The following is a 25,564-nucleotide window of genomic DNA, read 5'->3' as shown; positions in this document are numbered from 1 at the left end:
CAGGCCCGAACAGCCGAGATCACAGAGGGGAACGGCGCGTGAAGAGACGACCGGGACGCACGGAAGCGGCGTCGACAGTCTGGCGCGCTGCAGCGCGGGAGGCCGCCCCGGCCGAGGTCGAGGCGGGCAGCTGGATCCGCGGCATCCGTTTCTCAGGATTCGGGTTGCTGATGATGAGCCTTCTCGTGCTCGGGATCATCGTGATCGCCCCCAATCTCAAGGCCTACGTGGAGCAGCGGCAACAGATCGCGCAATTGCAGGCATCCGTCGACGCCGCTGAGAAGGAAATCGACCGGTTGAGTGCCGAGCGCGAGCGCTGGAACGACAGCACCTATGTGAAGACCCAGGCGCGCGACCGTCTCTTCTACGTCAATCCGGGCGAGGTGAGTTTCATCGTGCTCAACGACGTCGACGCGGCGCTGTTCGGCGAGGACGAGGGTCCGGTGAGCACCGAGCTGACATCGACCCGGGTCAACTGGGCCGAATCCATGCTCGCGTCCCTGATCAGTGCCGGACTTGCCGATGTGTCGACCGCGCCTTCGCCCAGCGAGACTCCGACGCCGGCGCCCACACCCTGAGCAGGGATAATGGACGCATGACGACACCGCCCTTCGATCCTGTGACGGCCGACGACATCCGGGCGGTCTCCGCCCAACTCGGCCGACCGGCTCGGAACGTCGTCGGCATTGCGGCGCGGTGTGTCTGCGGAGCCCCGACCGTTGTCTCCACGGCACCCCGGCTCGATGATGGAACGCCGTTCCCCACCTTCTATTACCTCACCCACCCTGCGGCCACTGCCGCTGTCTCGACCCTCGAGGCCACCAAGGTGATGAACGAGTACAACGACGACCTCGCGGCGGATGAGGGACTCCGCGCTGCGTACGCTTCGGCGCACGACGCGTACCTCGCTGACAGGGAGAGCGTCGCCGTCGTTCCCGAGCTGGCGAACATCTCCGCAGGCGGGATGCCGGTACGCGTGAAATGCCTGCACGCTCTCGTCGGCCACGCCCTCGCTGCCGGCCCGGGAGTGAACCCGATCGGTGACCGCGCACTCGCGCGGGCGGACTGGTCACCGACGGTGTGCCAGTGCATCGCCGAACAGCCCGATCCGACGGGGGAGTGACACTGCGTATGCAGAAACGACGGGGGATTTTTGCTGGAGGCCTCACGGCCATCATCGTGCTCGGCACGGTCGCCGCTGGAACGGTTCCTGCCGCCGCTGACCCGGTGCGCGACGCGCAGTACTGGCTCGCCGACTACGGGATAGCGGATGCCTGGGGCTACAGCACCGGGGAAGGTGCGACGATCGCGGTCATCGACACCGGCATCGCCGAGGGGCCCGCCGAGTTCTCCGGTGCAGTCATCGCCGGGCACGACGCGTCCGGAGTGGGTAGCGCAAACGGGCGGACACCGGTCGGCAGCGCTGATGAGAACCCGCACGGCAGCTGGGTGGCATCCCTCGCCGCCGGTCGCGGTAACGGCTCGGGGAACGGTGTCATCGGTGCCGCGCCCGGTGCCGATCTGATCTCCATCTCGGTGGGCTTCGGCTCGAGCGGCTCGACGATCCCGTTCGCCGACCAGATCGCCGACGCCATCCGATTCGCCGTCGACAACGGCGCAGACGTCATCAACATGTCGCTCACGACGAACACGAAGGACTGGCCGGAGAGCTGGGACGAAGCCTTCACCTACGCCTACGAGAAAGACGTCATCGTCGTGGCTGCCGCAGGCAACCGCGGGAGCGGCACCGAAGAGGTCGGCGCACCGGCGACCATCCCCGGTGTGCTCGTCGTCGCCGGCGTCGACCCCGCCGGGAAAGCCAGCTACGACGCTTCCAGCCAGGGAATCACGCTGTCGGTTGCGGCTCCCAGCGAGGAACTCGTCGGTGTCTCGCCGGATGGAAGCTACGTCCAGTGGGCGGGCACGAGCGGCGCGTCACCCATCGTCGCCGGAGTCGCCGCCCTCGTGCGGTCCCGATACCCCTCGATGGATGCCGCGAACGTCATCAACCGGATCATCCGTACGGCCCGTCCCGTCGAAGGTGAGTCGCTGCCCAACGCTGTCTACGGATACGGCTACCTGAACGCCGCCGCCGCCCTCACGGCAGAGGTCGCTCCTGTCGAGGAGAACCCGATGGGTGACCTCGCCGCCTGGATCACCCAGCACCGCAAGGCAGACGCGACGCCGGAATCAGTGCCGCAGGACACCGGTTCGGTGCCCGATGTGCCGCCGCTCGACGCAGCGCCTCCCGCGCCCAACCCGTTCCTGCCCACCCGGGAGACATTGCTGTATATCAGCCTCCCGCTCGCCCTGTTCCTGGGAACTGGTACCCTAGTATTGCTCGGTGCCATCGGCGCCACCCGGCATCTCAAGCGGGTGGCTCGCAGGTAGTAGCCTGTTTGAGTCCTTGCGACCCCCCAGTAGGAGAATTCTCACCGTGCCAAAAATTCTGATCGTCGGCGGCGGATATGCCGGTTTCTACACCGCATGGAAGCTCGAAAAGTGGCTTCGTAACGGTGAAGCCGAGGTCACCGTTGTCGACCCGCTTCCGTACATGACGTACCAGCCGTTCCTCCCCGAGGTCGCCGCGGGCTCGATCGACCCGCGTCACGCGGTCGTCGCCCAGCGCCGTCACCTCAAGAAGACGAACGTCATCACCGCCAAGGTCACCAATGTGAACCACGCCGAGAAGAAGGCGACGATCGTTCCCCCCGTCGGTGACTCATACGACTTCGACTACGACATCGTCGTGGTCACCGCGGGTGCAGTGTCCCGCACGTTCCCGATCCCGGGTGTCGCCGATGAGGCAATCGGCCTCAAGACGATCGAAGAGGCCGTCGCGATTCGCGATCGCGTGCTCTCGAACTTCGACAAGGCATCCAATCTCCCAGCCGGTCCTGAGCGCGACCGTCTGCTCAACTTCGTCGTCGTCGGCGGAGGATTCGCCGGCATCGAGGTGTTCGCGGAGCTTCGTTCGTTCGCCAGCGCACTGCTCAAGAACTACCCGCAGATCTCGTTCGACGACATCCAGTTCCACCTGATCGAGGCCATGGGCCGGATCATGCCCGAGGTCAGCGAGAAGACGAGCCACTGGGTTCTCAAGAACCTTGCCGAGCGTGGAGCGCTCGTGCACCTCGACACCCAGCTTTCGTCCGCTGTCGGCGGCAAGATCGAGCTGTCGACCGGTGAGACGTTCGAATCCGACCTCATCGTCTGGACCGCCGGAGTGATGGCGAACCCGCAGATCGTCCGCAACACGGACCTTCCGATCGAAGAGCGCGGCCGCCTCGTCGTTCGCCCCGACCTCCGCGTCGGTACCGATGACGAGATCATCCCGGATGCCTGGGGTGCCGGCGACGTGACCGCGATCCGCGACCTCTCCGGTGGTGGCGTCGGCGGCTTCTGCGTGCCGAACGCTCAGCACGCTGTTCGCCAGGGCAAGCTCATGGCGAAAAATATCGTCGCCGTCCTCCGTGGCGAAGAGCCCAAGGAGTACTTCCACAAGAACATGGGTGCCGTCGCTGGCCTCGGAATCGGTGTGGGTGTCTTCCAGTCCGGCAAGATCGCGATCAAGGGCTTCCCGGCCTGGTTCGCGCACCGCGGGTACCACGGCCTCGCCATGCCGAGCTGGGAGCGCAAGCTCCGGGTCATCGCCGGCTGGGTCGGCAATGTCTTCCTCGGTCGCGACATCGTCAGCCTGAGCGCCGTGCAGAACCCGCGCGCTGCGTTCGAGGAGTTCGCCTCCCGTCCGAAGCCGCCGGCTGCTCCTGAGTCGGCGAAGCCGGTCGAGGCCAAGAAGCCGGCGACCAAGAAGGCCGCGAAGCCTGCGGTCGAGAAGGAAGCCGTCACCGCTTCGAAGTAAGACGTGCACGAGAGAAGCCCGGTCCGATTCGGACCGGGCTTCTTCGGTTAACGCGACCCGGAGCATCCGTTAGTCGTCTGGGTCGCTGCCACGATCGCAATAAGCTGGAACCGCACGCCCCCGTAGTCCAATGGCAGAGACAGGCGACTTAAAATCGCTCCAGTGTGGGTTCGAGTCCCACCGGGGGTACCAATTCAAGCGGTGCAACAGGTCAGCAAATATGCGGCAGTCAGCTTTTCTCGGCAGCGCTCGAGGGTCGAATTGGCAACACTTTGGCAACAGTTGAGTTCGCCTTAGCGTGATTCAGTGCTGTCGCAACCGCGTCGAGGTCGTCGTCGAACAGGTCGGCGTAGGTGTCAAGTGTCATGGCTGCGGATGCGTGTCCGAGCATCCTCTGCACGGCTTTCACGTTTGCGCCGGCACTGATGGCCAGGGATGCTGCCGTGTGGCGGAGGTCGTGCAGGGTGAGCGTCGGGAACGTGGGGTCGATTCTCTGCGCCTTGCGGATCGCGGACACGTACCAGCCGTCGCGCACGTCGGGGGAGCGCAGGTGATCGCGGCCATTCCCGAACAGTAGCGCGCTGCGCTCTTTACCCTCGCAGAGGCGGGCGAGGGGCTCGGACAGAAAATCGGGAAACGGCACTGACCGGCTGGCGTGGCTCTTGGGGGTGCCGACCACAATGCGACCGCCGACGTTCACAGCGTTCTCGTGGACGCTCACGCGCCGTCTGAGCGCGTCGAGGTCCTGGACCCTCATCCCGGTTGCTTCACCCCACCGCAGACCCGTGTAGGCGAGGAACAGGACGAGCGTGGACTGGACGCCGGCAGAATCAGCGAGCAACTGCACCTGGGCGTGCGTGAGGTAGACACGTTTCTTCGAGGTCTTGCGGGGCAGGTTGACCCCGCGGGCAGGGTTGCTCGAGAGTCGACGATCCCGAACCGCGTCGTCGAGGATTGCAGCGAGTACCCCGTAGGAGCGCTTTACGGTGGTTGAGCCCTTCGGCTTCTCGTTCTTCGTTCCTGTGCCGAGTTCTGACACCCATTTCTGCACGTCGGTGTGCATGATGGCTGCGATCGGTGTGGCGCCCCATCGCGGCTCGACGTGGACCCGCCAGGCGCTGTCGAGCGAGCGGAACGCCGATGGTTTCAGGTGCGTTTGTCTGGCGAGCCATTCGACACCCAGATCCCCGACGACGGCTCGCGCGGCCGCAGGGTCGACGTATTCGCCGTTTGCTTTCGAGATCTCCACTGACGCCAGATAGAGCTCTGCGGCCTTCTTGTTCGGGAACCCGCGCTTCTGGGTTTGCTGGTGGTCGGGGCGCCGGTAGAGGACGCGCCACCGCTTTCCGGCCGCGGTTTCGTAAGCCTGGACGCTACCCATGATCGAAGAAGAGCCCTCGTGCGCGTGCGTCGGCGACTAGCCGGGTCGCCGTGCTTTGGCTGACTCCGAGATGCTTTGCCACTGTCGCAAGGGGTGGCCAGTTCCCGAGACGCGCGATCGTGTAGATAACGGCCGCATCTCTAAGTGCGTCATCGGAAGCACTTCGCTCGCGCACGGGTTTGACCTTGGCGAGCCAATCGTGGCCGGAGGAAACCGTGATGTAGTCCTCGTCCTCATCGCTGCTAAGCACCTCGATGAGATCGCTCATTGCAATCGAGACGATCGCGTCCTGCACGCGGACTTCTCGGATCAATCGAGCAGTGACTTCGGTTCCGTTGCCGCCTCGCCGCACATTCACTGACTCCGCAACGTAGCGACCCAGGTCAGGGTCGTACACGATGTCGATGTCCACAGTCGCGCCATCGTTGAGTTCGCCTGTTGTCATCACGTTTGCATTCGTGCGGATGCGAACTTCGCCACCAAGGAGGTCTGCGGTCTCGGACCCCACTGCGATGATCGAGGACGGATTTGTCATGCCGCCAATGATGACACATTTCACGAGCTTTGTCATGACTGGCCCTTGACATAGCTGGCTCAAACTGTTTCCATTGAGTCAGCAAGGTCATACATAGCTCATGAAGGGAATACGCATGAAAGAGACCGCAGGGCAATCGACAGTTGGGACCCTGGATGCCGAGCAGTATCTGAGCCCGGACGAGGTGTGCGCGCTCGTCCCCGGTATGACGCGCAGCCTTCTCGGCCAGCTTCGGTACCTGGGCAGAGGCGGCCCCAAATTTCTCAAGCCCACTCCGCGAACAGTTGTCTATCGTCGGTCGGATGTCGTTGCATGGCTCGAGTCCAGCGAACGAAGTATTACCGGGCCGGAGGCCTCCTGATGGTCGGTGTTCCGATCGGGGAGGCCCGCCTGTCAATCGAATGCGGGAGCACTCGCATACCGGTCCACATCAGGTTTCGTGGTCCCGTGAGCGCTGATGCTCTGCTCGACGTCCTGCCGACGCTTACGAAGGCGCTCGAGCAGAGTCTGCAGCGAATCGCAATCCGCGAGGCAAAGAAATGAGCACAAAAATGCCCCCGGCGCCGGGACGGGCGACGAGGGCGAGAACCGCAACCTCAACCAAGCAGGAGGAGAAACGATCATGAACATGTTACCAAGCGCCCCCGACTCCGCGGCCCTTTTCGAGGGCGCTGTGGCTGGTCAACTGTTGACTGACGAGCCAGCTGGACCAGGAAACGTGCTGGTCGAAATCAGCATCGAAGTTCACGGCGGCCACGTGATTCTCTCGAGAGAGAACACCGATCAGTGGAAAGTAGTGCCGGTCCTACGGGGTGATGCCGAGCTGGATGTGGCGGAGGCGTTTGAGCTATGCGAGCAGCTTAGGGCAGCTGGGGAACGCGCTCAGGCTCTGAACGTCCTCGAGGGGTCCCAGTGATCACGGCAGTGAAGGACAACGTCGCGGGGAGGGGGGCACGTGCGTGACGATCTCAGCCAGAAACTGGGCATGGGAGGCCCAGCAGATAAGAGAGGCGTCCGGGGAGTGGCGTCCGATGAAGGCCGGCGAGAAGCTGACCCTCCTATGTCTTGCGGAGTTCGAGAACGCCGAGGAGGGCTTCGCATATCCGTCGCACCAGACAATCGCGAACTGGACGTGTCAGAGCATTCGTACCGTACAGAACCATCTCGGCGCGTTGGAGAACCTCCACTTGTTCAGCGTGGAGAAGCGACGGTCGAGTCGCGGCCGGTGGCTGCGCAACGTGTACGTGCTCAACGTGCCGGCCAGCTACCGGGAGACCGATCCAGAGTGGAAGCGGTGGAACTGACCATCGGCAAATTCTGCCGGATTGTCTACGCATCAACGGCAAATTTCGACATCACCAGTGGCAGATTCTGCGTGATGAACCGGCAGATTCTGCATGATGAACCGGCAGATTCTGCGCACTACCAGTTAAGACCAGTGAGTTGACCAGTCACTTAGACCAGGTCGGATTTCTTCGAAACCCGACGCAACCGATATTTGGATCATCAGCGATGGCGAAGGAGTGATGTGGCCGGGACGCGTGCGGGAGCGGCGGCAAATGATCTCGTGACCGCTCTTCTTGACGGGGAGCCCAGCTGTCGTGGTGATGACAGGTTCACGGCAGACAGCCTCGCGAACGAGGACGCGGTTTCCTGTCGAAAGATTTGCAAAGCATGCCCGGTGTTCGAGGTGTGCAGAGCGTACGCAGCGGCTACACGGCCGGCTGCCGGGATGTGGGCCGGTCGTCGGTATGGCGGACGGCAGAAGGAAGGAGAGGCAATGCCCAGGAAGAATAAGTGCCGCTGGCGAGCGGAACCGCAGCACAATCAGGCTGCACGTTTGGAGCAGGAGTTGCACCGTGAGTGGCAGCCGGTCGCGCGTCGCATGGAGATGCAGCGCGACGAGGACTTGGTGCAGACGTGGGGCGCTCTCTTCCGGTCACCGTTTGAGTCCGCTCGGGGTCTTCGTCGTGGTTGAGTCCCTGAACCAAATGAGGCCCGTTGATCGGGCTCGAGCGGCGCGAATGGTCGCCGCGGAGGTCACTGGTGACGCGGAGATGTTCGCGACGGCTGTTCAGCAGACGTTCGACGACGACTATGGATTCGGCGGGATGGGGTCGACCATCAATGCGCTGCGGTCGATGGCGGAGGATCTCGCGGGGCTCCTGATCGACGTGCACGGGCCGGACAAAGCCGCACATCTTCTCCGGCTGCTGGTGGCTCGGTACGCGGCTCAGAGCGAGCAGGAGCCTGATGATGGAAATTCATGAATTCCGGGATCCGTACGCTGCTCGACGCCGCAGCCCGGAGCACCTGCGGAAAGACGGAGCTATCTCGAGCCGGGATGAGGTGGCATGGTTACGCCGTGAAGCGCAGATCCAGTGGATGGCCGACAATGACATTCCCTGGACGATCGACGAGCTCGAGGAACGCATCGCGACGATGGGAACCGCGCGGGCGATGACGGCAGGATTAGCTGCCGCACTTGCTGTTAAAAAAGCCGGATCGCAGGTAGAATTGAGGTAGGTCGAACGGTAAGACAAGATCGATGAACCCCAGCGGTAACCAATCCGTCCGGGTCAAGATCGAGGATCTGAACCGTAGCGATGTGAAGGCCGATGAACCCCTCGGGGCGAAGGTCGACGAACTGAGCGAATCGGCAGCAACGAGCAGCGGTGAACCCGTCCCCAGCGTTTCTGAGTTGGGTGGCCACATGAGCCCGCGGATCGTTTCAATCATTCATTCTTGGCGTCCTCTGAGCGGCGCCCTTCCTGATTGGAAACATCATGGCAACTACTGCCGAACTCAAAGACCGTATGGCCACGGAACTAAAGGCTGCTCGCGTGATTGCGACGAAGGCCGATTCCGAAGGGCGTGATCTAACACAGAGCGAGATCGACCGCGCGAATACTCACCTTAGGGCGCATGCCGATGCGAAGGCCGAACTGACCCTGGCCACTTCCAACTTCGCAAAGTCCGAAGAGATCGCGCAGAAACTCGCCGACATCGGGCTCGACCTGGGCATGGGCGGGTCCCACAGATCCACCCAGCTGGTGAAGGCCAGCGAGCAGTGGGGCGAGAAGGTTCGCAGCGAACTCGAGAAGCGGGCTGGCGAGCATGGCGCGAAGGCACTCATCGGCGGATCGATCGACATTCCTTCCGTCGTCAGTGAGCCGGTCACGATTTCGGGCCGGCCGACATCACTGCTGGATCTCATTCCGCGTCGCCCTCGTACCCAGACCGCCGACCCCAACGGCAACATCGGGAACACGTTCTCGTACCTGGTGCAGACCGCTCGAAGCCTCAACGCCCGCGGTGTCCCGGACGGAGCTGAGAAGCCGGTGTCGGACATCACCTTCGAGGACCGGGAGGACCGCTACCGGGTGTACGCAACGGTGACAGACCCCATGCCCAAGCGTTTCCTCGACGACTATGCCCAGATCATCGAGATCCTAAAAGCACAGCTGGGCGAGGGTCTCCTAGAATCCCTCGAGTCCGACATACTCAACGGAACCGGCGCACCGACGGCGACAGCTGACCCCGTGAAGGGAATCCTGCAAACATCGGGACATCTCGCGCAGGTGTACGTCGCAAGCGTCCTGCAGACGCTGAGCAACGCCCGCTACACGCTCACGGACACGAACGTCACACCGAATGCGTGGGTGATGAACTCCCGTGACCTGCAGGCCCTCGAGCTCATGCGTGAGGGAGGAACGACCGGGCCCCTGCTCTTCGGATCTGGACGCTCTGACATCGAGAAGGTGTTGGGTGAATACCCCATCGTGACATCGTCGCTGATCTCCCAGGGAACCGCGCTGCTCGGTGACTTCAACCAGACAGAGTTGATCGTCCGAGAAGACGACCACCTGGACATCGATGGATCCGGCATCCTCTTCACGAAGAACCAGGTCCGGTTCCGACACGAGGGACGCTACGGCTTCGCAGTGAACAAGCCGTCCGCCTTCATCACTGTGAACCTCACGCCGTAACAAACTCACCCGTGGCTCTTCTTTGAGCGGGCCACGGTAGCACGGGAATTAGAGAGCCCGTGACAGGTGCTGCGGGTCGGGGGACTTTCTTCCTTTCGAACCCGACCTGCAGCATCTCAGCAACAAGGCTGGTGGCCTCACCCCTGGCGGGGGAATAGGGGTGAAGCCACCAGCACTCCCCAACCATAGAGGTGCACCCCCGTACCGGGCTTCCAGTCCGGCGAACGATTCCCGGCACTGGGCAGGGGTAGGGGCGTACAAATCTCTGCAGCACCCGATGCCAGGCCAGTCCACCGGCAGTGAACTTCCCCACCCAGTTCTTTCCTTAGAAAACAGGCGTGAGACGTGAGATTCAGGAGGTCTTTGTGACTGTCTCGGATGATGAGCGGAAAGCCCGCCAGCGAGCGTATTCCCGGGCCTACAGGGCACGGAAGGCTGCCGGGCGCGAAGCCGCCGCTGCTGACGCGTCTGATGGGCACGGCGAGCCTGTCACGACGATGCAGGACGCTGTGGAGAGATCGCTAGCTGCGATGAAGTGGCTGACTACCTCGGACGGTGCGGCTGTTGAGCTCGCGCGTCTGACCGCGGCCCAGGTCGACCTGCTGTCCGTGCCTGGTAACACGTCGCTGCTCGAGAAGAAGTCGCGCGCTTCGGCATCATTGTTGCGAGTTCTACATGAATTGGGCGGGACGCCTGCTGTGCGCCTTCAGCATGAGCTTCGCTCGATGCGCGCAGGCATCCGTAGCGCGACTAGCGGCACTGCGATACCGGCTGGGGAGAACGTGTCTAAGTTTCAGAGGCCTCGAAAGTCCCGACCACGGTTGTAGCGCCTATTCCCCGCGTTTGACCAGTGCGGCCACCACCGACTCCAGCATCGGGTTTGCATCCGTTTGAGCGCTCTTGGCCGCTTCCGGGGGAGCGGACAGCACTCTTCGCGAGAACGTTTCGTAAATGGTGTTCCGGGTGGCATCGTCTGTTACCGGGGACATGAAAGCAGGGAACGACTTCGTCTGAACCTCGAGCCCTCGTGCCCAAGCTCCCAACCGCCTGTGGTGTCCTGCCTGACGCCCGAGGTACGTACCCAATGCGGCTACTCCAGCGAGCACCGCGAGCCTATATGCGAGCGTAGTGAGGCTGTCCGTGGATTCAGGCGCCCGGGTGAACGCTATCGTGATTGCGCCAATGATCACTGCGATAGTTGCCAGGCGGAAATAGTTGGCTGTCCGGAGTTCAGAGTCCGCATAGTTCCCGAAATACTCTGAGAATTTTGCAGAGCCCGTGATGCCGGCCGATTTTTGTGCTTCGCGCGCTGCTTCCTTTGCCACCAAAAGGTTGGCCTGAGCCTCTTCGTTTGCGTACCGCTGTTGATTCCGGTTCTCGCGCATTATTCGGGCCTGAACATGCTCCTGCTTCAGCGATCGCAAAAGATCTTCTACGTCCGGATCGTGTTTTCGGCTGATCCGAAGTATGTCGATCCACTGTTGGCAAATGGAGTCCATGCGCTCCGCGAGGTGCAGCAATTCTTCGGACCGCCGAGCGGAGACTAGAACAGGGAATTCTTCGAGGGCGTCGCGCAACGCCACCGCATAGTTCATTGCCTCAGGTTGCTCCTCGACTACTTCGAGTAAGCGATCGGTTCTATCGAAAGTCGACCACAGCAGGTATACCGCGCTCTCATCGTCCATGACGGCGTTAGCGTCGTCATATGTCGCCCCGGACGAGAGTTCCTTTAGCTGTTGAGTGAGATACCGAATGGGCGCGTCATGCCAAGATTCGAGCGGGTCGGTCTGAAATTCCATCCGACCAATCATCCGGCCATCGGCTGATGCCGGATAGCCCCAGTTGGGGAGCCTCCCTGCGCTAATCGCCCCCAGAACCTTGTGTGTGTTGGAGTGGCCCCAGGTATGCCGCCCGACAATCTGGACAAACCCAGTAAGGGTGTTCCTCTGTGCCCGCGATCTCGAGCCGTTGGAGGCAATGGGGGCAGTTCGGTGTGTTCAACGAAACTGAGTCGTCACTCTCCATCGCAGAAGTATCTCTCTGGGATGGATTACGCGCCAGACCCTTTCCAGTAGCAACACTCTCTCTGGTCAGGCAGCTGATACCCCCAGTTCTAGGCACCAAGTGCGGAGTTAACGAACGTCTCGCAGAGTTTCGGTGCGCTGGGCTAAGGCGACCTCGGATAACCTGTGCACGTGCAGTCGATGGGGCCGGATGAACTCGTGGTGGTGCGAGGAGGTTCCCTCCGCGACCCCTCTGTCCTCCACGAGTTGGTCCTCGATAATGAAGAAATGGGGCTGGCTGCCTTGTCGGTCTTTGCCGCCAAGCCGCTCAACGGAGAGCTCTTTGCTGACGTTGTGCGCCGTATTTGTGGTGAAGCAAAGATTCCACACGGCAAGGTGCAAGTCGCGACGGAAGCGTCCCTGACGAAGGCGGGATTTCGGCTCGAACCGGACACGTCCGATGGACAGCCCGATCATCACCACCATGTTCTTTTCACGTCGCCTGTGCAAGAATCACAATCCATCGCCTTTGTGGAAGCATTCTCTGCTCCCATCGAGAATCCAGCCAGGAGCCATAGGATCGCATCATGAGAGTTGTGCAAGTAGACCTGAACTCCCGCGTCAAAGGTGGCCGTGTAGTCGGCGCTTTGCGCCGGTTCCCTGACGCGGCTGTCGGCGAGAAGGTGATTCTCCAGGATCCAGGGGAAGAGCGGAAGTATTCGGCAGTGGTGGCGAAGGTTGACTCACTGTCGCGGAAGGTTCTTTTCGACGTGGAATGGGAACCTAAGCCGCAGCAACGGCTGTACACGTTGCAGTGTTCGTCAGCTACTCCTCGATTCACCGCGGGAAAGTCGGCAGGCGTCGTCGCTCCTAGTAAGCAACTGATCCCTCAGTGAGCGCGCTGTCTGAGCGGGTCCGGGCAAACATCGTTCTGGCCGATTACGCGAACGTTGATCAGTCGGGCAAAGTGAACATCATTGGCGGTGGACTTCAGTTCGTTGGGTTCGATCCGCAACAGGGTACAACGGCACCATTTTCTGTCGTCGTTCATCTTGTATGTCCAATGCCAGTTGCGGAGACTGCCGGGGCATTCGAGTTAGTGCTCGCAGATGCGTCAGGCGATCCTGTTCAGTTGCCTACGCCTGCCGGGGAGCCGCAGGCTATGCGTGTCGCCCAGAACATTGAGTTCCGCGAGCCAGCGATCCCGGGTGTGAACATACCTCGAGGAGCCGTCGAATCGGCCAATCAGGTAGTGCTGAACTTTGGCAATGGGCTGCCGCTGGCAGTGTCCCAGGCATACCAATGGCGTGTGCACATCGACCACGAACTCATCGACTCCTATTCGTTCTTCGTCCCGGGTCCGCCGGCCGGTCCCGTACTCGGGTAATACGCCCGTCCCCAGTCTGGCGGCGAGAGTCACCAGGGAACTGGCTGCGGTAGGTCGTTCTTGGGTCGAGCCACTGCGATCAACGGGTAGCGGGTTCGTCCCAAAGCCCGCTGGTTGAGAAGAAGCGGCAACATTTTGGCAACACCTGAGGGAATTCGTCGTGGTCAGAGTGGCTTGGGATGACTCTAAATAGCTGAAATCATCATGTCGGCTCGGGCCGCGGTGTAGTCCCGAGGCCACCAGGAGGGTTCGAGTCCCACCGGGGGTACTTTTTTCGGTTCATCGGTCCCGGATGTCGGGTTTCAGCCCGGGAAGCCGACAGAGGGGACCGATGAACCGCGGGTCACCGCTTCGAGTACCGGCGGTGGATCAGCCCGCCGCGACCGCGGCGCAGCCGAAGATGACGACCTCGTGGACGGCCAAACGGTCACCGTCACTCCAACGCGGAACGGGTACGGAAGGCAGGAGCGACCACTGACGCGAGGGCGGTCGCCGGCGTAGACTTTCGCCGCACCAGGCAAAGGAGCGGACATGACGATTGAAGGCGCCGTAGCCGACCACTACGGCAGCCCGGAGCTTGAAAAGCGAATCCTCGATGCGATCCGCGACAGCGGGTATGATCCGGAGGACCTCGATCCCGACACCCTCCACCCCGTGGATCAGTTTCATCTGGGCGGCTCTCAAGCCACGCGAGACCTCGCGGTCGCAGCGGGAATCACGCGGGGGCGTTCAGTGCTCGACATCGGGTCGGGGATCGGCGGGCCGGCGCGGTTGTTCGCGCATCACTACGGCGCGACGGTTGTCGGCATCGACCTGACGCCGGAATTCGTTCAGGCGGCAACCAGCCTTACCGCCCGCACAGGACTCGCTGAGAGCGTGGCATTCGTCGAGGGAAGTGCGCTCGCCTTGCCTTTCGCCGATGACGAGTTCGACATCGCCACGGTTCTCCACGTCGGCATGAACATCGCGGACAAAGGAGCTCTTGCCGCGCAGGTCGCCCGCGTTCTGCGCCCCGGCGGCATCCTGGCCGTGTACGACATCATGGAGGTCGGCGAGGGGGAGCCGGCCTACCCGCTGCCGTGGGCGGCATCCGTCGACATTTCGTTCCCGGCAGCACCGGACGCCTACCGGGACGCACTCGAGGCAGCGGGGTTCTCGGTCGAACTCACCCGGAAGCTCCGCCAGGAAGGGACCGACGTCGCCAGCATGCGACCAGGTGGCGCGCCGCCGCCGCTGGGGTTACACCTCGTGCTCGGCCCGGATGGCCCCGTCCGGATGAAAAACCTTCGTGACGCGATGGTCACCGGGATTCTGGCACCGGTGCAGATGATTGCGCGACTCGAGTAGGGGTGTGGAGCGCCCCGCGAGCTATTTTGCCTGGTCGTAACTGGACACGGCGGCGACGGAGAGCGCGAAGTCGACGGGGAACGTGCCGAACAGCAGCTTCCCGGCCTCATTTGCCGCATCGATGATCGCGGCGCTGACGGCATCGGCGAGATGCGCCGGTGAATGCACCATCACTTCGTCGTGAAGGAAGAGCACGAGGTGTGGTCGTGACCCTTCGTCGCCGAGAACGGTGAGCCGCTGCCGCAGCCCCGCCATCCAGCACATCGCCCACTCGGCAGCGGTGCCCTGCGCGACGAAGTTGCGGGTGAACCGCCCCCAGTCGCGTGCTGCCTGCCTGGCCACCCGGCCATCCGTCGCCGGGGCATCCGTTGACGGCACCGCATCGGCACCCTGCCAGTCGTCGCCGGGAAGGGGAGAACTCCTGCCGAGCCAGGTGCTGACCTGCTCGCCACGTTCACCCGCGCGGGCAGCCGCTTCAACCAGACCGATGGCGCGGGGAAAGGCCCGGGTCAGCCGGGGCATCAGCCGGGCGCTCTCGCCGCTCGTCGCACCGTAGAGCGCACCGAGCATGGCCATCTTCGCGTGCGCTCGAGTATCAACGACGCCGGCGTCGACAAGTCCCTGGTACAGATCTTTCTTCCGGCCGGCCTCAGCCATCGCTTCATCGCGTGACGTCGCCGCGATGATCCGTGGTTCCAGTTGCGCGGCATCCGCCACCACGAGAGTCCACCCGTCATCGGCCATCACCGCGCCACGGATCTCGGACGGCAACTGCAGGGCGCCTCCGCCCCGCGTCGCCCAGCGTCCGGTGACGACCCCGCCGACGACGTATTCGGGATGGAACCGGCCGTTGCGCACCCACGCGTCCATCCAGGCCCAGCCGTTCGCGGAGAGCAGCCTGGCGCCCTTCTTGTAGGCGAGGAGAGGGTCGATCGCGGGATGCCGCAGCTCGCGCAATTCCCATTTGCTCGTTCCGTTGACGGGCAGGCCCGCTCGCCGTAGCGCCCGGAGGAGATCCGGTTGAGAGTCCGGGTTGAGGTCAGGGGCGTCGAGCGCCGCACGGATGTGTCCGGCGAGAGCCTCGAGCCGTGCCGGTCTTCCGCCGAATTGCGGCCGGGGCCCCAGCAGTTCGGCGAGTTTCGCCGAGTGCACGTCCGCCCGCCAGGGCATGCCCGCGAACCGCATCTCTTCGGCGATGAGGGCACCGCAGGATTCGGCAGCGAGCAGGAGCTGCAGCCGGGACGCACGTGCGGAATCTGTCGCGGCCACCTCGTCGAGGGTCTGTCGCTGCAGCAGGAATTCGGCAACGGCATCGGCCCCGGCGTCGAGACTGTGATCGTCGAACAGGGTGTTGGTGTTGTCGGCGGCCGGAACCGGTGCCTCATCCCATGCGTTGGGTACCGCGTCGCGGAGGGTGGTTCCGCGCGTGGCATCCGACAGCCGGAGAATCCGGTGCGCGAGGCGCAGGTCGTGGGATCGTTCGATCCGTACCCCGGACTCGAGAAGCACCGGATACCACAGCGTCGTGTCTGCCCAGACCCAGCGCGGGCGTGACGTTTCGCGCTCGGCCACGGCCTGTACGAAATCGTCAGGACGGAGGACGACGGGTTCCGAGGCCACCCCGTTCGACCGTACCTCGGTGAAGGTTACCCGGGTGCGGGGCGAGCCGGTGAGGACGATGAACACCCCACCATTCTTCCGGCAACTACCGACACCGGCTGACCGGTGGACTCAGTCTGCGTTGAGGTACGGCTGAACGACCCGGCGCCAGATCCACAGGGACAACCCAAGCGCTCCGAATGCGAGGACGATGAGGAAGCCGATGAGCACTGCCCCATTGGTCTGCCAGACATCGACCACGGGTGCGAGGAGAGCGAACAAGACGGTGAGGACGACGAACGCCGTCGCGAACCAGATCGGTCGGGACCAGACAAGCAGGGCGCGGCCGTCGAGCTTCCCGAGCGGAATGAGCAGGATCGCGGCCGATCCGATTCCTGCCACCGCGGCGATGTTTGCGACCTCGGTGAGGAGCGTGTCGACGAACCCGGAAGGTGCGCCGAGCAGCGTTGACGCCAGCCACCCCACCGAGCCGAAGACGAAGAGGGTGGCGATGCGGATGCCCGCGAGAGCACCGCGGGCAGCCCGGGTGCCGGCCAGAGCGCTGACGGTGAAGACGACCCCGAACAGGAGCGCGGGCTGAAGGTCGAGGACGCGTGAGAGGAGTGCCACAGCGGCGATGGACAGGAGGAAACGCGGGAACAAACGGATTTCTGCCGAGCCGATTCCCAGTCGGGATGCGACGGCCCTCGGAATCAGCGTTCCGGTGATGTTGAGAAGCGCCGCAGCGATCACCGAAGCCAGGAAGACCCGCAGGTATTCGGGCTGGCCGTGGACCGGGTTGGCGAAGAGGATGATGCCACCTGCGATGACGACGAGCAGGATGGCCGTGGTCACCGCTCCCGGCGCTGACGCCATCGGAGCCGGGTCGTCATGCGTTGCGACGCGGTTGCGTCCGGTGACGCTGAGGGGCGAAGCCGCGACACGGCGGGCGCCGACGGTGGTGGCGAGCATCCGGGCGGGAACGAGCAGTAAGAGCACGGCAAGCACGGCGAGCACGAGGGCACGCAACCAGGACAACTCGCCTGCGCCGAGAGCGGATGGCACTCCGGTGGTGAACGGAGTCACGGCCTCCCAGGGACCTGCCGCGGGGGGAGGGGTGGTGGCATCCGGCACAGCCGGGGTGGTCTCGCTCGGTTCGGGCGACGCCGCCGGAGGATTGGCAGGGGCGGCGGGAGTCGCTGTTGCCCCGTCGCCGGCGTCCGTGGAGGGAGCAGGATCGGGGCTCGTGGTGGGCGGCGCGGTGACTGTCAGGGCGCGCGGAGCGCTGCCGGGGCCGACGTTACCGGCAGCATCCGTCTGGAACGCCGTGATCCTGGCCGAACCAGGCGGCAGGGTCGAGCCCGAGCAGCTCCAGGCGCCCCCGGAGACAGCGGTGGAGCACAATTGAAGGTCGCGCCCGGCTGACGTCACCGCGAACACCTCGACGGTGGAGCCGTTCTCGCCGGTACCCGAGTACACGGCGCCCGTCGCCGGGATGGTGCTTCCGCCGCGCGGAGTGGTCATGGTCGGCGCTTTCGGTGGCTCCGCGTCGAGACGAATGGGAAGTGGGGCACTGGGGTCGGATGAATTCGGAGCGCTGAACGTCGTGAATTGGGTGGCTGAAACGGTGTGGGTTCCGCTGCCGATCGAACGCGGAATGACGTAGGCCCAGTTTCCGTCCGGACCGGCGGGGAAGGTCCAGCTCGAGCCCCCGACCGTCAGGGTGATGGTCGCATTCGGATAGCCGCGGCCCTGCATGAAGCCGTTTGTCAGCATCCCGTCGCTCCCGCTGATCGCGGGAGGGGCGAGAATGTCGAGGATTACCGGTTCGGACTGCAGGTCGTCCTCTCCGTCGAGCAGTTGGACGGCAACGAGGGGAATGCCGGGGCCGCTCGGCAGCCGGGAAACGGAGCACGAGAATGTCGTGCGTTCTCCCCTCACCGTGCAGACGTTCACGCGCGAGGCCCCCGCGAGAACCTGCACTTCGGATCCCGCCGACTTGGTGCCTGTGATCACGGCGCTCGCCGAACCGAGGAACTCGCCGCTGGCAGGGGAGGTGATCGTCGGGCCCGGTGCGACAAGCGACGGCGGAGGGGTCTCCGGTTCGGCGTCCGCGGCGGTCGGAAGGGCGAGGGAGAGCAGAACCGCAACGGATGCAGCGGCGAGGGCCGCGAGCGCGCGCGAGCGTCGCCGGGTCAGCAGCGCCGACCGGCCCCCCATGTGTCGCGCAGAACTGAGAATCCCCACCGTCTTTCCATTTACGATGGCGCCTCGACCGAAGTCAAACCGCCACGCCCGTTTGGGGGTCTTTCACAGCCGTCCGAGCCGGTTTCGGGCCAGCGGGAACCGCTAACGTGGAGAGCGACGAGAGGAGTTCCGATGGCGGTCACGCTCTCTGCTGTCGGTACTGCCGACCAGACTCCTGCTCCGTGGCTCGACCCGGCACGTTACTGGGGATCGCTCGCAACGGCCACCGAGGGCCTCGAGAGCCCGCTCGGTGTCCTCGAACTCGGAGCCCTGCGTTTCAACACCCACGACCTCGTCCGTCGTGCGGCTGGAAAGCCGATCCGAGTCGCGAGCAAATCGATCCGTATCCGCGGGCTGACCGAATCGTTGCTCGCCACCGAAGGATATGCGGGCGTCCTCGCCTTCACGCTTCCCGAGGCGCTCTGGCTCGCTGAGACGGTGGACGACGTCGTCGTCGGCTACCCGACGGCCGATGCCGCCGCTCTCCGCCGGCTCGCGTCGGATCCGGTCGCCGCAGCGCGGGTCACCCTCATGGTCGACTCGTTGGAGCACCTCGACTTCATCGACGCCTGTATCGCGCCTCAGCAGCGGGAGGTGCTGCGCCCGTGTCTCGAACTCGATGTTTCCTGGAGTTCGAGAGTGCCGGTCGGGCACGTCGGCGTGTGGCGCTCGCCACTTCGCACGCCGGAAGATGCTGCTGCGTTCGCGCGAACGATCGAGAGGCGGCCGGGTTTCCGGCTTGTCGGGATGATGGCCTATGAGGCGCAGATCGCCGGACTCGGCGACCGCGACAGCCCGACGGGAACCTGGTCGAAGTCCAAGAGCTGGATCAAACGCCGGTCGGTGCCCGAACTGACTGAACGCCGGGGCCTCGCGGTTGCCAGCGTGCGGAACGTCGCCGAACTGGAATTCGTCAATGGCGGCGGGACGGGTTCGCTCGAGACGACCTCCCAGGATGACTCGATCACCGAGGTCGCCGCAGGCAGCGGGATCCTCGGTGGGCACCTGTTCGACCTGTACCGTTCGTTCCACCCCGCTCCTGCGGCATCATTCGCCCTGTCCGTCGTTCGGAAACCGACACCGACGATGGCCGTCATTCTCGGCGGGGGATGGGTCGCATCCGGACCTCCAGGCGACGACCGGATGCCGCAACTCGCTTGGCCGGCGAACCTCCATTTCGTGAGACGCGAGATGGCGGGTGAAGTACAGACACCGGTGCACGGAAGCGGAGCTGAAACGCTCAGACCGGGAGACCGGGTCTGGCTTCGACACGCGAAGTCCGGTGAACTGAGTGAACGTATCAACGAGTTCGTGGTGGTGGACGGTGACCGTGTCGTCGACCGGCTGACCACCTACCGCGGTGAAGGAAAGGCATTTCTGTGACAGCGACCGGCGCGGTCTGGCGCAACTGGGCACGAACCGAGCACGCAACCCCGCTCAGGGTTGAACGTCCACGATCGACGGCGGCGGTTCAGCGCGCTGTCCGCGCGGCCGCGGGGTCCGGCATCCCGATCAAGGCGGTCGGTGCAGGGCATTCGTTCACCGGAATCGCCGTCACGACCGGTGTGCAACTCGCGCTCGATGATCTCTCCGGGATGATCGGCCGCCCCACAGCGGACGGACGGGCGTCGTTCTACGCCGGCACCCGCCTTCACGAGATCCCCCGGCTGCTCGCACCATACGGGCTCGCCATGACGAACCTCGGCGACATCGACCGGCAGAGCATCGCTGGTGCCATCTCAACCGGCACTCACGGCACTGGGTCAACCTTCGGGGGACTGGCCACTCAGGTGCGCGGTGTCACGCTGATCACCGGCGACGGCGAAATGATGCGCATCGACGAAGACGACAATTCCGAGCTACTTCCTGCTGTTGCGCTGGGTCTCGGGGCGCTCGGGATCATCGCGGAGGTCACCCTCGCGTGTGTTCCCCGGTTCCTGATCCAGGCGGAGGAGCGGGCCGCGCCCCTCGAGGACGTTCTCGACACGGTGGCGGAGCGCGCGGCATCCGTCGATCATTTCGAGTTCTTCTGGTTCCCGCACACGTCGACGGCCCTCACCAAGACCAATACCCGGCTGCCGCTGACTTCGCGGCGTAAACCGTTACCCGTCCTCAAACGCTGGGTCGACGACACTCTTCTCGCCAACGGCCTTTACCGGGCGACCTGTTTCGCCGGAACCCTCCTGCCTCCGCTGATCCCTCCGGTGAATCGGATGGCCGAGAAGCTGACCGGCAACCGCAGCTTCACGGACATCTCCCACCGGGTCTTCACGACGAAACGCACGGTTCGCTTCCGCGAGATGGAGTACGCCCTTCCAGCCGAGAACGTCGCAACGGCCGTGCGCGAGATCGAGGCTTTGATCGCGAAGAAGCGCTGGCGGATCAGTTTCCCGATCGAGGTCCGGTTCACCGCGGCAGATGACCTGTGGCTCTCGACGGCGTATGAGCGAGCAACGGGATACATCGCCGTTCATCGCTACGTGCACGAGAACCCTGCTCGCTACTTCCAGGCGGTGGAGGAGATCCTCCTCGGCCTCGGAGGCCGGCCGCACTGGGGCAAGATGCACACGCTGGATGCCGCGTCGCTCGGGGGACTGTACCCTCGCTTCGACGACTTCCTCGCGGCCCGCGAGCGGCTCGACCCGCGCCGGCTGCTCACGAATCCGTACCTGAATCGCGTTCTCGGAGCCTGAGCCGAGGATTTGCCCTGAGAGAGCGGCGGCCCACGGGAGGTCGACTCTGCTCACTTGTAGACTGAATCTGTTCAACCGCACGCACAGCACGCAAACATAGGGAGCTCTCGCAATGGAATGGCTCATTCCGGTACTCATCATCGTCGCACTGGCGGTCATCGTCGGTATCTACTTCTGGGTGACGTACAACTCCCTGGTCTCGCTCAACGTGCGTGTGGATGAGGCGTGGAGCGACATCACCGTGCAGCTCAAACGACGGGCTGACCTGATCCCGAACCTCATCGAATCGGTCAAGGGCTATGCGGCCCACGAACGGGCAGTGTTCGAGAATGTGACCCGTGCGCGTGCTGAAACCCTCGGGGCACAGGGCCCGGCTGAAGCATCAGCTGCCGAAAACCACATGCAGCAGGCGCTCAAGTCGATCTTCGCCGTCGCCGAGGCGTACCCGCAGCTGCAGGCGAGCCAGAACTACCTCCAGCTGCAGGGCGAACTCGTCGACACCGAAGACAAGATCCAGGCATCACGCCGCTTCTACAACGGTGGCGTCCGTGAACTCAACACCAAGATCAAGGTGTTCCCCAACAACCTCATCGCGAAGAACCTCGGTTTCAGCGAGCGCGACTTCTTCGAGGTCACCGACAACGCGGCGATCGCTGAACCACCCCGCGTGCAGTTCTAAAACATCCGTGAGAGGCTCGGGCGCGCTGGCTGCGCCCGAGCCTTTGCTGTCTCTCCCGAAAGGACGCTGAATGTACAGGGCCATCCGCAGGAACAAAGTCAACACGGTGCTCATCATCGCGTTCTTCCTGCTCATCATCGGAGGGCTCGGAGCCCTGGCCGGGTACATCTACAACAGCCCGACGATCGTCATCTTCACCATTGTCGGCGCGACCGTGTACGCGATCTTCCAGTACTACTTCGCCTCGAGCCAGACCCTGGCCGTCAGCGGCGGACGTGAGATCGAGAAACGCGACAACCCACGTCTGTATCGCGTGGTCGAGAACCTCGCCATCACGACGGGCATGCCGATGCCGAAGGTCTACCTCATCGACGACCCGGCGCCCAACGCGTTCGCCACAGGGCGTGACCCACAGCACGCCTCCGTTGCCGCGACGACGGGACTGCTCGAGATCCTCACCGACTCTGAACTCGAGGGAGTAATGGCCCACGAGATGGGTCACGTACGCAACTACGACATCCGGGTGTCGATGATCGTCTTCGGGCTCGTCGTCGCGGTCGGCTTCCTCGCGGACATGTTCCTCCGCCTGGCCTGGTTTGGTGGCGGAAACCGCAACAACAACGGCGGGAACCCCATCATCCTCGTCTTCGGTCTCGTCGCAATGGTGGTCGCCCCTCTGCTCGCCAGCATGGTTCAGCTTGCCGTCTCGCGCCAGCGTGAATACCTCGCGGATGCCACGGGTGCCATGACCACACGGCATCCGGATGCTCTGGCCAGCGCCCTCCTGAAACTGCAGGCTTACGGCCGGCCGATGCGGAGGCAGAACTCGTCGATGGCCCACCTGTGGATCGCCGATCCGCTCAAGCCGGGTGCCGTCGCCCGCCTCTTCGCGACGCACCCGCCGATCGAGGAGCGCGTTGCCCGGCTCCGCAAGATCGGTGGCGGGTTCTGACCCGGCGTGAAACGCAGAAGCGGAGCAGGCCGTGAGGCCCACTCCGCTTCTCAGGTCCTGCCGATGGGGCAGGGACGTCAAGGTCTAGTAACCGCTGAGGTCTTCGACCGTGGCCTTGTCACCGTCGATGACGATGTTTCCGGAGATTCCCCAGTCGTCCCAGGTGTAGGTGCCAGTTCCCTGGCCCCCCGGGTAGGAGAGTTCACCGGTCGCCGTCGCCGAGACCTGTCCGTCTTCCGCGTCGAACCGGGTGCCGGTGTCGTTCAGGGTGATCACGGGGTACTTGACGACCTTGTACGCGAACTTCGGCTCGCCGCTGAAGTTGATGTAGTAGTTGCTGCGAAGGTTGCAGTCCTCGGGGTTCGGGGTGGTTTCCTTGGCGCAGGTGTCGAGGAACGCGTTGACCTGCTTCTGGATGCTCTCGGTGAGGGCATCAGTCGGCGTCATTTCCAGTTCGACGGATTCGTAGCTCGCCTTGGAACCCGTCGCCGCGATGAACGTCTGCGCCTCGGCTTCGAAGAAGTCGCTCTTCGGTGCACCGACCTCGTAGGCAGCCGGGTAGGCAGCCATTTCGTATTCCTTGCCGAAGTCGACATCCGTGCCGTTGATCGACACCGTGGTGCCCTGGTTGGAGTAGACATAGACCGCGGCGAGCAGCGGCTTGTCGATCTTCCAGTTGTCGAAGAAGACGGCCTGCTTGCCGTCCTTCGACAGGTCGATCGCGCCGTCGTACACCGTTCCGTCGATGCTGTACGAAATCTCGACGCGTGCGGCGTCGCCTCGGGTCTGAACGTCGGTGACCTTCGCGTTCTTCATGAGAGCCTTCGACTCCTTGAGAACGTCGTTGGTCAGGAGGGCGCCGCCATCCTTGCCTACACCTGGCTCGACGAGCTTGTTGGCCTCGGAGGCGTTTCCCTTGCTGATGGCGCTGAGGTAGGCCTTGACCTTGGCCTCGGGGCCGTACTGGGTGCTGCCGACCACGTTGATGACGATCGAGCCGATGATGAGAAGGAGAACCAGACCGGCGGCGATCGCCGAGATCAGAATGATTTTCTTCTTCTTCTTCGGGTCCATCGGGGTCCGCGGGGCCGCAGGCGGGTAACCGGCGGGCGTTGCGCCCTGAGGGTAGCCAGCCGGCTGCCCACCCTGGTTGTAAGCGCCCGGCTGCTGCTGCGCGCCCTGCGTGTACGCGCCGGGCTGTGACGCCTGATTGTGGCCGAACTGCTGGGCGCCGGGAGTGTATGCACCCTGTGTGTATGCACCTTGCGTGTATGCGCCGGCCGCCTGGGCGCCCTGGTTGTCGCCCGCCTGCGGCTGGCCCTGGCTGTACGGGTTCTGCGCGGGAGCCTGTCCGTACGGGTTCTGGTGCTGTGCCGCATTCGGGTCCTGAACATACGCGCCCTGTGCGTATGCAGCACCCTGGGTGTACGCCTGCTGGTCCGGCGAGCCCGGCTGCGCCGTTTCGGCGGAACCGGCGTCAGGCACGGTTCCCTCCGGGTTGTTCGGGTCTGGTGTCTTATCGTCCGTGGCCATGTAAAAAGTCCCCTTCATCGAGCGTGATCGAAGCAAACTTAGCATCGAACGCCCCCCGTCCGTGGGTGCTGGAAGCCCGGAAACGCGCGGATCTATGGGTAGTTCTCCCCATCGGCGTCCGGTATCACTCCCAGAGCGCCGGCGAGCTCACGCGCGAGGGTCCCACGGCCGGATATCGAAATGTTCTCGTTCTGCTGCCAGGCCGCAGCCTCTCGGACGAGGCCCGCGACCCGTTCCGCAGCGTCCGGGGGTGCTCCCGGCTCCAGCCACGCGGCCTGAACCCGCAGGGTGTCGGCTGCCCGGTCATTCTTGAGGTCGAGTCGCGCCGAAAGGTGGTCATCGAGGAGAACCGGAAGCACGTAGTACCCGTGTATCCGCTTGTGTTTGGGGGTGTAGATCTCGATCCGGTAGTGGAAGTCGAACAGCCGAAGAGCGCGATCTCGTGCCCAGACGACCGGGTCGAACGGGGAGAGCAGGGCGGATGCCTCGATCCGGCGCGGGCGGCGGGCGTTGCGGTGCATCCACGCCTCCCTCGACCGTGAGCCGCGCTTCCACCCGTCCACCGTCACGGGCAGAAGCTCCCCGGCGTCCTCCAGCTCACGCACGGCGATCACGGTGTCCGCGGTCGACAGCCGGTAGTAATCGGCCAGGTCGTCGAGCGTGCCGATTCCCGATGCGACGGCAGCCCGGCGGACCAGCTCGCGCACAGCGTCCGGGCGGGCGATCTGCCGGTCGATCACGTCGCTCGGCAGCACCTGCTCCGGCAGGGCGTAGCGCCGTTCGAAACCTGACCGGCCGGCGGAGACGATCTCGCCCCAGCGGAACAGCGTCTCCAACCCGATCTTGACGTCCGACCAGCCCCACCACGGGCCCACTCTCTTGTTCTGGTCGTGCTCGATGGCGCTCGCCGGCATCGGGCCGTTTGCTGCCAGCTCCTCACGCAACCACTGCAGGAACGGTTCGTTCGAGTTCGCCCAGCTCTGGGCATCGCCCAGGCTTTTCTGCCGGTAGGCCTCCATTCGCCAACGGAACAACGGCCAGCTCTCGCGGGGCATGATCGTCGCCTCGTGACCCCAGTATTCGACGTACCGACCGGACTGCGCGAAGGTGAGCTGGTCGAGGGCCGCCTTGTCGTACGCACCGAGCCGTGCGAAGACGGGGAGGTAGTGGCTGCGCTCGAAGACGTTGACCGAGTCGATCTGCAAAACACCCAGCCGGTCGATGAGCGCGTTCAACTGGCGAGTCCCCGGCTTGTCGTACCGCGGCGTGCCGAAGCCTTGCGCCGCGAGCGCGATTCGCCTCGCGAGCGCCGGGGGAACACTATTGGTCATACCGACAGACGTTAGCGCGAGGGGCC

Annotated in this window: 26 protein-coding genes and 1 tRNA gene; 20 read left to right on the top strand and 7 right to left on the bottom strand. The window is 64.0% G+C overall.

Features of this window, described 5'->3' with window-relative positions; genetic code table 11:
• Positions 1-38: 38 nt before the first annotated feature.
• The 5 genes from D9V29_RS11845 (at position 39) to D9V29_RS11825 (ending at position 4,054) form a co-directional block, all read left to right on the top strand.
• Complete coding sequence (locus D9V29_RS11845; RefSeq protein WP_121673540.1) at positions 39-578, top strand: FtsB family cell division protein; 540 nt, start codon at positions 39-41, stop codon at positions 576-578.
• 17 nt (positions 579-595) lie between these two features.
• Complete coding sequence (locus D9V29_RS11840; RefSeq protein ID WP_121673539.1) at positions 596-1,123, top strand: DUF501 domain-containing protein; 528 nt, start codon at positions 596-598, stop codon at positions 1,121-1,123.
• Between the two features lie 8 nt (positions 1,124-1,131).
• Entirely contained in the window at positions 1,132-2,391 is a 1,260-nt protein-coding gene (locus D9V29_RS11835; RefSeq protein ID WP_121673538.1) for a S8 family peptidase, read from the top strand.
• Positions 2,392-2,437: 46 nt separating this feature from the next.
• Positions 2,438-3,862 carry an NAD(P)/FAD-dependent oxidoreductase gene (locus D9V29_RS11830; RefSeq protein WP_121673537.1) on the top strand — a complete coding sequence of 475 codons (1,425 nt, stop codon included), beginning with the start codon at positions 2,438-2,440 and terminating at the stop codon, positions 3,860-3,862.
• A 116-nt stretch (positions 3,863-3,978) separates the two neighbouring features.
• Positions 3,979-4,054, top strand: a tRNA-Leu gene (locus tag D9V29_RS11825).
• 37 nt (positions 4,055-4,091) lie between these two features.
• Here the strand turns inward: D9V29_RS11825 and D9V29_RS11820 are convergent.
• Positions 4,092-5,243 (bottom strand): tyrosine-type recombinase/integrase, encoded by a 1,152-nt coding sequence (locus D9V29_RS11820; RefSeq protein WP_121673536.1) that lies wholly within the window; start codon positions 5,241-5,243, stop codon positions 4,092-4,094.
• Complete coding sequence (locus D9V29_RS11815; RefSeq protein ID WP_121673535.1) at positions 5,236-5,814, bottom strand: hypothetical protein; 579 nt, start codon at positions 5,812-5,814, stop codon at positions 5,236-5,238. Before D9V29_RS11815 ends, D9V29_RS11820 begins: the two co-directional genes overlap by 8 nt.
• Positions 5,815-6,400: 586 nt before the next feature.
• Between D9V29_RS11815 and D9V29_RS11800 the strand changes: the two genes are divergently transcribed.
• The 8 genes from D9V29_RS11800 (at position 6,401) to D9V29_RS15270 (ending at position 10,594) form a co-directional block, all read left to right on the top strand.
• Positions 6,401-6,694: a hypothetical protein gene (locus D9V29_RS11800; RefSeq protein ID WP_121673532.1), complete on the top strand. Its 294-nt coding sequence runs from the start codon at positions 6,401-6,403 to the stop codon at positions 6,692-6,694.
• Positions 6,695-6,737: 43 nt separating this feature from the next.
• Complete coding sequence (locus tag D9V29_RS11795; RefSeq protein ID WP_121673531.1) at positions 6,738-7,082, top strand: helix-turn-helix domain-containing protein; 345 nt, start codon at positions 6,738-6,740, stop codon at positions 7,080-7,082.
• Positions 7,073-7,225: a hypothetical protein gene (locus D9V29_RS14975; RefSeq protein ID WP_183085000.1), complete on the top strand. Its 153-nt coding sequence runs from the start codon at positions 7,073-7,075 to the stop codon at positions 7,223-7,225. The genes D9V29_RS11795 and D9V29_RS14975 overlap by 10 nt, the downstream gene beginning before the upstream one ends.
• An 81-nt stretch (positions 7,226-7,306) precedes the next feature.
• On the top strand, positions 7,307-7,756 hold the full coding sequence (locus tag D9V29_RS15250; protein ID WP_183084999.1) for a WhiB family transcriptional regulator: 450 nt from the start codon (positions 7,307-7,309) through the stop codon (positions 7,754-7,756).
• Between the two features lie 13 nt (positions 7,757-7,769).
• Positions 7,770-8,048, top strand: a complete 279-nt coding sequence (locus D9V29_RS11785) for a hypothetical protein (RefSeq protein WP_147436275.1) — start codon at positions 7,770-7,772, stop codon at positions 8,046-8,048.
• Entirely contained in the window at positions 8,035-8,304 is a 270-nt protein-coding gene (locus D9V29_RS11780) for a hypothetical protein (RefSeq protein ID WP_121673528.1), read from the top strand. The genes D9V29_RS11785 and D9V29_RS11780 overlap by 14 nt, the downstream gene beginning before the upstream one ends.
• 260 nt (positions 8,305-8,564) lie before the next feature.
• Complete coding sequence (locus D9V29_RS11775; protein ID WP_121673527.1) at positions 8,565-9,767, top strand: phage major capsid protein; 1,203 nt, start codon at positions 8,565-8,567, stop codon at positions 9,765-9,767.
• Between the two features lie 497 nt (positions 9,768-10,264).
• Entirely contained in the window at positions 10,265-10,594 is a 330-nt protein-coding gene (locus tag D9V29_RS15270; RefSeq protein ID WP_444543326.1) for a terminase small subunit, read from the top strand.
• Between the two features lie 3 nt (positions 10,595-10,597).
• Here D9V29_RS15270 and D9V29_RS11765 read toward each other — a convergent pair whose 3' ends face one another.
• Positions 10,598-11,566: a hypothetical protein gene (locus D9V29_RS11765; protein WP_147436273.1), complete on the bottom strand. Its 969-nt coding sequence runs from the start codon at positions 11,564-11,566 to the stop codon at positions 10,598-10,600.
• A 396-nt stretch (positions 11,567-11,962) separates the two neighbouring features.
• Here D9V29_RS11765 and D9V29_RS14800 point away from each other — a divergent pair, with 396 nt between their 5' ends.
• The 3 genes from D9V29_RS14800 (at position 11,963) to D9V29_RS11745 (ending at position 14,504) form a co-directional block, all read left to right on the top strand.
• Positions 11,963-12,361, top strand: coding sequence for a hypothetical protein (locus D9V29_RS14800; protein WP_147436272.1), 399 nt, complete (start codon positions 11,963-11,965; stop codon positions 12,359-12,361).
• Between the two features lie 301 nt (positions 12,362-12,662).
• Positions 12,663-13,157, top strand: coding sequence for a hypothetical protein (locus D9V29_RS14795; RefSeq protein WP_147436271.1), 495 nt, complete (start codon positions 12,663-12,665; stop codon positions 13,155-13,157).
• A gap of 531 nt (positions 13,158-13,688) precedes the next feature.
• Entirely contained in the window at positions 13,689-14,504 is an 816-nt protein-coding gene (locus tag D9V29_RS11745; protein WP_121673521.1) for a class I SAM-dependent methyltransferase, read from the top strand.
• A 21-nt stretch (positions 14,505-14,525) separates the two neighbouring features.
• On the opposite strand, the gene D9V29_RS11740 is transcribed toward D9V29_RS11745, so the two are convergent.
• Positions 14,526-16,190 carry a bifunctional 3'-5' exonuclease/DNA polymerase gene (locus D9V29_RS11740; RefSeq protein WP_121673520.1) on the bottom strand — a complete coding sequence of 555 codons (1,665 nt, stop codon included), beginning with the start codon at positions 16,188-16,190 and terminating at the stop codon, positions 14,526-14,528.
• Between the two features lie 45 nt (positions 16,191-16,235).
• Positions 16,236-18,350 (bottom strand): hypothetical protein, encoded by a 2,115-nt coding sequence (locus D9V29_RS11735; protein WP_147436270.1) that lies wholly within the window; start codon positions 18,348-18,350, stop codon positions 16,236-16,238.
• 132 nt (positions 18,351-18,482) lie between these two features.
• On the opposite strand from D9V29_RS11735, the gene D9V29_RS11730 reads away from it, so the two are divergent.
• The 4 genes from D9V29_RS11730 to D9V29_RS11715 all read left to right on the top strand — a co-directional run bounded on the left by D9V29_RS11730 (position 18,483) and on the right by D9V29_RS11715 (position 22,674).
• Positions 18,483-19,733 (top strand): alanine racemase, encoded by a 1,251-nt coding sequence (locus D9V29_RS11730; RefSeq protein ID WP_121673518.1) that lies wholly within the window; start codon positions 18,483-18,485, stop codon positions 19,731-19,733.
• Positions 19,730-21,043 carry a D-arabinono-1,4-lactone oxidase gene (locus D9V29_RS11725; RefSeq protein WP_121673517.1) on the top strand — a complete coding sequence of 438 codons (1,314 nt, stop codon included), beginning with the start codon at positions 19,730-19,732 and terminating at the stop codon, positions 21,041-21,043. Before D9V29_RS11730 ends, D9V29_RS11725 begins: the two co-directional genes overlap by 4 nt.
• Positions 21,044-21,155: 112 nt before the next feature.
• Positions 21,156-21,722: a LemA family protein gene (locus D9V29_RS11720; protein WP_121673516.1), complete on the top strand. Its 567-nt coding sequence runs from the start codon at positions 21,156-21,158 to the stop codon at positions 21,720-21,722.
• Positions 21,723-21,792: 70 nt separating this feature from the next.
• Positions 21,793-22,674, top strand: coding sequence for a M48 family metalloprotease (locus tag D9V29_RS11715; RefSeq protein WP_121673515.1), 882 nt, complete (start codon positions 21,793-21,795; stop codon positions 22,672-22,674).
• Between the two features lie 84 nt (positions 22,675-22,758).
• Here the strand turns inward: D9V29_RS11715 and D9V29_RS11710 are convergent, their stop codons facing one another.
• Positions 22,759-24,207: a zinc ribbon domain-containing protein gene (locus D9V29_RS11710; protein WP_121673514.1), complete on the bottom strand. Its 1,449-nt coding sequence runs from the start codon at positions 24,205-24,207 to the stop codon at positions 22,759-22,761.
• Between the two features lie 92 nt (positions 24,208-24,299).
• Entirely contained in the window at positions 24,300-25,538 is a 1,239-nt protein-coding gene (locus D9V29_RS11705; protein ID WP_121673513.1) for a winged helix-turn-helix domain-containing protein, read from the bottom strand.
• Positions 25,539-25,564: the final 26 nt, after the last annotated feature.

The organism is Mycetocola manganoxydans, assembly GCF_003667545.1.
Lineage (GTDB): Bacteria > Actinomycetota > Actinomycetes > Actinomycetales > Microbacteriaceae > Mycetocola_A > Mycetocola_A manganoxydans.
This window is presented reverse-complemented; position numbering and strand designations above follow the sequence as displayed.

What these genes read in the sequence shown, in the direction of transcription:
- D9V29_RS11840 (WP_121673539.1), top strand. Translation starts at nt 596, where the DNA reads ATGACGACACCGCCCTTCGATCCTGTGACGGCCGACGACATCCGGGCG.
- D9V29_RS11835 (WP_121673538.1), top strand. Translation starts at nt 1,132, where the DNA reads ATGCAGAAACGACGGGGGATTTTTGCTGGAGGCCTCACGGCCATCATC.
- D9V29_RS11820 (WP_121673536.1), bottom strand. Translation starts at nt 5,243, where the DNA reads ATGGGTAGCGTCCAGGCTTACGAAACCGCGGCCGGAAAGCGGTGGCGC.
- D9V29_RS11815 (WP_121673535.1), bottom strand. Translation starts at nt 5,814, where the DNA reads ATGACAAAGCTCGTGAAATGTGTCATCATTGGCGGCATGACAAATCCG.
- D9V29_RS11800 (WP_121673532.1), top strand. Translation starts at nt 6,401, where the DNA reads ATGAACATGTTACCAAGCGCCCCCGACTCCGCGGCCCTTTTCGAGGGC.
- D9V29_RS11785 (WP_147436275.1), top strand. Translation starts at nt 7,770, where the DNA reads ATGAGGCCCGTTGATCGGGCTCGAGCGGCGCGAATGGTCGCCGCGGAG.
- D9V29_RS11780 (WP_121673528.1), top strand. Translation starts at nt 8,035, where the DNA reads ATGGAAATTCATGAATTCCGGGATCCGTACGCTGCTCGACGCCGCAGC.
- D9V29_RS11775 (WP_121673527.1), top strand. Translation starts at nt 8,565, where the DNA reads ATGGCAACTACTGCCGAACTCAAAGACCGTATGGCCACGGAACTAAAG.
- D9V29_RS15270 (WP_444543326.1), top strand. Translation starts at nt 10,265, where the DNA reads ATGCAGGACGCTGTGGAGAGATCGCTAGCTGCGATGAAGTGGCTGACT.
- D9V29_RS11765 (WP_147436273.1), bottom strand. Translation starts at nt 11,566, where the DNA reads ATGGAATTTCAGACCGACCCGCTCGAATCTTGGCATGACGCGCCCATT.
- D9V29_RS11745 (WP_121673521.1), top strand. Translation starts at nt 13,689, where the DNA reads ATGACGATTGAAGGCGCCGTAGCCGACCACTACGGCAGCCCGGAGCTT.
- D9V29_RS11730 (WP_121673518.1), top strand. Translation starts at nt 18,483, where the DNA reads ATGGCGGTCACGCTCTCTGCTGTCGGTACTGCCGACCAGACTCCTGCT.
- D9V29_RS11720 (WP_121673516.1), top strand. Translation starts at nt 21,156, where the DNA reads ATGGAATGGCTCATTCCGGTACTCATCATCGTCGCACTGGCGGTCATC.
- D9V29_RS11715 (WP_121673515.1), top strand. Translation starts at nt 21,793, where the DNA reads ATGTACAGGGCCATCCGCAGGAACAAAGTCAACACGGTGCTCATCATC.
- D9V29_RS11710 (WP_121673514.1), bottom strand. Translation starts at nt 24,207, where the DNA reads ATGGCCACGGACGATAAGACACCAGACCCGAACAACCCGGAGGGAACC.
- D9V29_RS11705 (WP_121673513.1), bottom strand. Translation starts at nt 25,538, where the DNA reads ATGACCAATAGTGTTCCCCCGGCGCTCGCGAGGCGAATCGCGCTCGCG.